We start from the raw sequence: 6,000 nt of genomic DNA on the forward strand, positions 1-6,000 counted from the left end.
GCGGGAATGCTCGATAGCGAACCTGATGACGACGATAGGTAAGCCCATGGCCGACTCCGCCGCCTCGCAGTCCGTCCCGCAAATGATCGCGGCTGTCGACGGCTCCGCCAGCTCGTATCAAGCGGTGGCCTGGGCGGCGGTCGAGGCCGCCCTGCACCGCAGGAAACTGCACATTCTCACCTCGATGGCGCTGCCCGGTGGTTTCGGTCCCGCCATGGCACTGAGCGAGTCGGACATCGAGTGCAAGCGCCGCGACGGCGACCGGATCGTCACCGAAGCCAGCAGGATCGCGCGAGCCGCCGTGCCGGGTGTAGAACTCGAGCTCACCACCGAGGTGTCGTTCGACCTCCCCGTTCCCACACTGATCGCCCGGTCGGAACAGGTGAAGATGCTGGTGGTCGGCAGCAGCCGGGGCCTCAGCGCCTTCCACCGCAGCCCGCTCGGATCGGTCAGCGCCGCAGTGACCCGGCACGCGCACTGCCCGGTCGTGGTCATCCACTCGCGGTCATCCACGACATCGCCAGTCCGCCCGTAGGTCATGGATTCGCCATGGCCCGGCACCGGTCCTCAGTCATGAACCGCCAGCCCCGGCGGGCTAGGGGAGCGGCGCCGACCAGCGCAGGACGGTGCCGCCGGACGGACGGCTCTCGATACTGAAACAACCACCCGCCTGCTCAGCTCGCGTCGCCAGATTCGCCAACCCGCTGCGGCGGGTGATGTCGTCGCATAGACCGATCCCATCGTCGGTCACCTCGACAGTGACGTCATCGCCCACCCGCAATTCAACCGAAACGGTGGTTGCCGAAGCGTGCCGCACCACGTTGCTGACCGCCTCTCGGAGGACGGCCTCCACATCGTCGGACAGTGGGGGCGCCAGTACGGTGACAGGCCCAGCCAATCGCACCGTGGTGCGCAGTCCACTCTCGGCAGTCATGTCGACGATGATGCCGTGCACATGTTTGCGGTACTTCGAAGAATCCGCTGTCGTGTTGCTCTGCAGATCGAAGATCGAATGGCGGATGTCCTGCACGATCGCCTGAACGTCGTCGACGGCTTCCATCAGCCGAGACTTGATCTCCGGCGCCCGCGCCCGCTGCACCGTTCCCTGGAGAGACAACCCGACCGCGAACAGTCGCTGGATGACGTCGTCGTGCAGGCCTCGGGCGATGCGGTCACGGTCGGACAGCACATCGAGTTCCCGCATCCGACGCTGAGTGTCGACCAGTCGCAGCGCCAATGCGGCCTGGTCGGCGATTGCGGCCATCATCGACACGGCGGGGGCGTCGAGAAGCGTAGCGTCGGCGGGCCGAATCGTAGCGAGCACACCGAGAACGGAACGTCCGGCCCGCAACGGAAGGATCAGCGCTGGACCCAACTGGGTCGTCGAGCCGAAGAGCCGGAAGTAGGACCGCTTGTCGACCGCGATCATGCGCCCCTCCCGGAAGGCTTCGCCGGCACGAGATTGTTCGAGAGGTATCCGCCGCCCAATGAGTTCCTCGCGGCCGCTTCCCGCAGCGGCGACCACGACCAGCTCCGCCACCTCATCGTGAGGGATGTCCGTGTCCTCGGGCAAAGCGAGGAACGTGTATGCAGACTCGGTGAGCGCCAGCGCTCGCTCGGCGACAAGATCAAGCACCTCGCCCGGCTCGCCGCCCTCCAGCAGCTCGGTCGCCACATCCCAGGTCGCCGCCAGCCACTGCTGCCGCAAGCGGGACTGCTCGTAGAGACGGGCATTCTCGATGGCGATACCCGCGGCCGCCGCGAGTGCCTGCACCACAACCTCATCATCTTCGGTGAACTCCTGCCCGCCCGCCTTCTCGGTGAGATAGAGATTGCCGAAGACCTCGCCGCGCACCTGCACCGGCACACCGAGGAACGTGTGCATCGGTGGATGATGCTCCGGGAACCCGATCGAGGACGGATGGTCCGAAAGATTCACCAGCCGAAAAGTTTTCGGCTGTTGGATGAGCAGGCCGAGCACTCCGTGGCCGCGCGGCAGATCACCGATCAACACGCGAGTCCGGTCATCGATACCCTCGTACACGAACTCGGCGAGTTGGCTGCTCGTCTTGTCGGTCTCCCGGACCCCGAGCGCACCGTACCCGGCGTCGACAAGCTCGATGGCGGCGTGCACGATCGTGCGCAGCGTGTTGTCGAGGTCCAGCCCAGCGGTGATCACCAGCATCGCCTCGACGAGCCGGTCCATCCGATCGCGCACATCGACGATCAGCGCGATCCGCTCCTGAACTTCGGTCAGCAGCTCCCGCAGCCGCAGCTGGGACAGCGTTTCGGTCACCGAAGTCCCACCATTCGGGTGTGTCCCGGACGGCTGTCGTTCCATATCCGGCATTCTTCCACGATCAATGCCTGGATCGGACCGCTGAGCACTCGAAACCCGGGCAGGCGATGCTAGTCCGATCTGCTTGGTTGGAGCTTCGAGGCCAGCACCGCCGCCTGGGTACGTCGTTCTACCCCGAGCTTGGTCAGCAATCGCGACACATAGTTCTTGACCGTCTTCTCTGCCAAATACATCCGGCCGGCGATCTGCCGGTTGGTCAGCCCTTCACCGAGCAAGGCGAGCAGCGTTCGCTCCTGGTCGGTGAGGCTGGCCAGCGGCCCGCTCTTTTCCTCGGCCTCGGAGCGGAGCTTGACCATGAGCGCGGCCGCGGCGCGATTGTCGAGCAGCGATTTACCCGCCCCGACCTCACGGATGGCGTCGATGAGTTCCAGGCTTTTGATGTCCTTGACGACATATCCGCTGGCCCCGGCCAGGATGGCGTTGAGCATCGCCTGCTCGTCGGTGAACGAGGTCAGAATGAGACAGCGCAGATCGGTGTTCGCCGAGAGCAGCTCGCGGCACAGTTCGATACCGTTGCCGTCGGGTAGCCGCACATCGAGGACCACAACGTCGGGTTGCAACGCGGGAATCCGGGCCAGTGCCTGCGAGTAATTGCTCGCCTCACCTATCACCTCGAGGTCCGGCTCCACACCGATGAGATCACCGACCCCGCGCCGGACGATCTCATGGTCGTCGACCAAGAACACCGTGACCATGGGTACACCTCTCCCTCAGCCAACAATCCCGAACTATCGAGCTCCGCGGTGGGGCACGCCGGACTTCGACCGCGACCGAAGCCCCTCGACAGGGCCGGTAGCTCTCCGCCGATCGCTGTCATGACCATTCTGCGCCGATAGCCAGGCGCGCGCCTCCCTCAACTACCGTCTGATCAAGCGAGCGGTTGGAGACCTCACGACCGCGTCGGTCCATGACACGACCGCGGCCGGCATAGACTTCGCGATCTCGGGCCGTCACATCCAAGGCATGGAACTCGCCGATGCCCCGAAGCCGGGCCGTCAGGAGCTCCCTCGGGCAGCGGCCCCTATTCGCATCAGGTAGCCGGACGCCCATGCCCGGTTCGGGCTCATCGATCCGCCGTGGCGCCACGGAGCGCGCCGTCCGGTTCGACGCCGGACAGCAGAGAGCGCAGCCGAGCGGGCAACACAGCGAAGACGCCGTCCAGCTGCCCGGGGGAGAACAGGCCACCGAGCGCTTCGGTCACAGCACCGGCGAGTGCGACCGCCTCTTCCTCCGACACGCCCGCCTCGTCGGCGAATCGGCCTACGAAGGCTGCACGATCGTGGTGGGCGGGCACGTGGGCAGGCACCCAGCCTTCGTAGAATGCCCCGCGCAGCAATTCGGGAAGCTGTGCGGCCAAGTGGGCCGCGGTGGCAACCTCGACCTGGTCACGGACCGCGTGCAGCCACGCACGGACCGCCCGGTGCACGAAGGCTTGGTCGTCGGTCCCCAGCTTGTCACCTATGGTGCGCAGCCACTCCCGTGCGGTGTGAACCGCAGGCGCGAGTGGATCGTCATGGTGGGACACGGTTCAGCCCCCCGCCAGGGCTGAACCGTAGTCGACTGTGGCCCGCGGCAGACCGAGCCCTTGGGCAATGCTCGCCGACCATGCGCGGATCGCTGCCCAGTCGCGTAGATCACCGTGGCGCCCGCAGCCCATCAGTCGATACAGCATCCGCGCTTTCAACGAGACACCAACTCTCTCGCAATGCCCGGCGAATGCGCGGTACTCCCACGGGTAGACCAACTCGCACAAGGTGGCAATGTCTTTCAACGCGATCCGTCCGATGCATTGGCCGATCGGCCCGCGCAGGGACGGGCCGAGGCCGACGCTGAAGATCCAGAGGTCTCGTCGGTACAGCTCGTCACGGTGCACCCGGATGTATGTCGCCGCCTGGGGCAGGAGGTTTATCTCGTGCACGGCGCTGCCCAGTACGATCGCGTCGAAGCGGGCCAGGTCGGGCGCGTGCTCGACATCGCTCAGTTCTATGGCCGCGCCCCGTTCGGCGAGGCAGGCGGCGACGAACTCCGCGATATCGCGCGTCGACCCTTGTGCGGTGGCGTAGATGACAAGGATGCGAGGTGCGTTCGATTCCATACCCTCAGCCTCGCGCAAGACCGCCCATGCTGGTCAGAGCCGTCGTGCCCGTGGAACGGGGACCAACGGCCTCACCAGACCATTCGGCAGAGTGACATACAGAAACGAGCCACTGCACACCGTCACCACCGCACTGATCCTCGTGATCACCGCGATAGCCGTCGCCGGGCCGGCGGCAGGCTTCGGCGGATTCCGCCGTCGCGACGCCCGATACTGAGCAGAACCCGCCCGCCCCTGCACATGCCCGATCACTGGCTCACCGCGACTGCAATCCACACCATCGTCAGTGTGGCTCGAGGACGCTGAAGATGTCCGTGAGCGGGCGGCGGGGTGTGGGCGGGACCAGGTCGCCGTCATCGGGGGCCGTCCCGACGCGAATCAGCACCTGCGGCGTACCTGGGTGGGGGATCAGGTTCGTGAGCAGTTCCCGACCTGCCGAAAGTTCGGTGATATGGGTCAGCGCACAGGTCGCCAGGCCGGCTGCGGTGCACTCCAGCAGCACCGCCGACAAGGCCTCGCCGGTATGCAGCCAATACGTCACCGAGTCGGCGTCGGTGCTGAGTACCACCAGTCGCGCATGGTCGTCGAGCTGCGCGCGGCGCATCGAATGCGGGGCGGAGGGGAAGACGCGTCCGACACCGACTCGCGCGAACTCCGCATCCGACACCAGCGCAGACGGCGGCACCCCCTCCGAAACCTCGGAATGCCCAGCCCACCAATTCAATTCGGTCTGATAAAACATGTCGTCGCGGCGCAGAGCACCGGCTTGCTGTGATGCGGCGGCAAGCCGTGGCCGGGCGCTCTCGTCGAGAACGCTGAGTTCCACCTCGTGCGGTGAGGTGAGCATCCGCATTCTGGGCAGGATGTCAGCGAAGCCCTCCGGTTCGGCCAGCGGCAGCCGATCGGTACGCCGCTGATCAATCGCGAGCGCGCGAGTGTGGACACCGGCGGGCGGGTCCGGCCATTGCCGGAACTCGATTGTCGCCAGATGATCGGGCCGTTGCGGGTCGGGCTGGCGCACCGTATCGGTGTGCCAGCCCCGGTCTGCGAAAATGGTACGCACGTGGTGCAATATCGTGCCGCAGCTGATCACCAGCTGGCGGCCGAGGGGGTCGGCCGAAGGCAGCAGCCGGTCGGCATCGGTGTGCAGGTGCAGGCAGATGCCGTCCAGCACCCACCGCCACGGCTGGGTGTTGTGCACTGACGGTGCACGGGCGGCCAGCCGGATCGCTGCCGCTACCGTCCGGCGATCAGGTACCGATACGGCGGGGTCATCGTCGTTGACGGTCATGCTTTCAGTCTTCTCGACGAGCGAACCAGCGGATACGGGCATTCCGCCTGCAGGGCGGGGCCCTTGGTCATCCTGACGTCCGGTCCTCCGCGCTTTACGCCTAAGGCCAATACCGTTCAGTTAATGGCTGGGGCGGTATTGTGTCGGTGTGCCTCGTGGTGGATGGGTGAAGCCGGAGTCGGATCGTCGGCTGTCGGATTTGGTGTCGGTGGGGTTGTTGACCAGGGTTTTCCCTGCTGATGTGGTGGATGATGT

At 65.9% G+C, this 6,000-nt stretch carries 7 protein-coding genes; 2 read left to right on the forward strand and 5 right to left on the reverse strand.

Going from position 1 to position 6,000, the window contains the following annotated elements:
* Nucleotides 1-46 precede the first annotated feature (46 nt).
* A complete protein-coding gene (locus AB4Z47_RS24235) occupies nt 47-535 on the forward strand; it encodes a universal stress protein (RefSeq protein WP_441953836.1) in 489 nt (162 codons plus the stop codon).
* Between the two features lie 60 nt (nt 536-595).
* Here the strand turns inward: AB4Z47_RS24235 and AB4Z47_RS24240 are convergent, their stop codons facing one another.
* The 4 genes from AB4Z47_RS24240 to AB4Z47_RS24255 form a co-directional block, all read right to left on the reverse strand.
* Nucleotides 596-2,341 carry a GAF domain-containing sensor histidine kinase gene (locus AB4Z47_RS24240; protein WP_441953838.1) on the reverse strand — a complete coding sequence of 582 codons (1,746 nt, stop codon included), beginning with the start codon at nt 2,339-2,341 and terminating at the stop codon, nt 596-598.
* A 68-nt stretch (nt 2,342-2,409) separates the two neighbouring features.
* Complete coding sequence (locus AB4Z47_RS24245) at nt 2,410-3,054, reverse strand: response regulator (protein WP_441953839.1); 645 nt, start codon at nt 3,052-3,054, stop codon at nt 2,410-2,412.
* Nucleotides 3,055-3,422: 368 nt separating this feature from the next.
* A complete protein-coding gene (locus AB4Z47_RS24250; protein ID WP_441953841.1) occupies nt 3,423-3,884 on the reverse strand; it encodes a DUF2267 domain-containing protein in 462 nt (153 codons plus the stop codon).
* A gap of 3 nt (nt 3,885-3,887) precedes the next feature.
* The gene (locus tag AB4Z47_RS24255; protein ID WP_441953843.1) at nt 3,888-4,454 is read right to left on the reverse strand and encodes a flavodoxin domain-containing protein; all 567 of its coding nucleotides are present in this window, start codon (nt 4,452-4,454) and stop codon (nt 3,888-3,890) included.
* Between the two features lie 91 nt (nt 4,455-4,545).
* On the opposite strand from AB4Z47_RS24255, the gene AB4Z47_RS24260 reads away from it, so the two are divergent.
* Nucleotides 4,546-4,671: a hypothetical protein gene (locus AB4Z47_RS24260; RefSeq protein ID WP_441953845.1), complete on the forward strand. Its 126-nt coding sequence runs from the start codon at nt 4,546-4,548 to the stop codon at nt 4,669-4,671.
* Between the two features lie 66 nt (nt 4,672-4,737).
* Here the strand turns inward: AB4Z47_RS24260 and AB4Z47_RS24265 are convergent, their stop codons facing one another.
* Entirely contained in the window at nt 4,738-5,745 is a 1,008-nt protein-coding gene (locus AB4Z47_RS24265; RefSeq protein ID WP_441953847.1) for an Acg family FMN-binding oxidoreductase, read from the reverse strand.
* Between the last annotated feature and the right edge of the window lie 255 nt (nt 5,746-6,000).

The sequence above is a fragment of the Nocardia sp. 2TAF39 genome (assembly GCF_052114905.1).
Lineage (GTDB): Bacteria > Actinomycetota > Actinomycetes > Mycobacteriales > Mycobacteriaceae > Nocardia.

Coding starts and splice junctions, on each gene's coding strand:
- AB4Z47_RS24235 (WP_441953836.1), top strand. CDS start 47: ATGGCCGACTCCGCCGCCTCGCAGTCCGTCCCGCAAATGATCGCGGCT.
- AB4Z47_RS24240 (WP_441953838.1), bottom strand. CDS start 2,341: ATGGAACGACAGCCGTCCGGGACACACCCGAATGGTGGGACTTCGGTG.
- AB4Z47_RS24245 (WP_441953839.1), bottom strand. CDS start 3,054: ATGGTCACGGTGTTCTTGGTCGACGACCATGAGATCGTCCGGCGCGGG.
- AB4Z47_RS24255 (WP_441953843.1), bottom strand. CDS start 4,454: ATGGAATCGAACGCACCTCGCATCCTTGTCATCTACGCCACCGCACAA.
- AB4Z47_RS24265 (WP_441953847.1), bottom strand. CDS start 5,745: ATGACCGTCAACGACGATGACCCCGCCGTATCGGTACCTGATCGCCGG.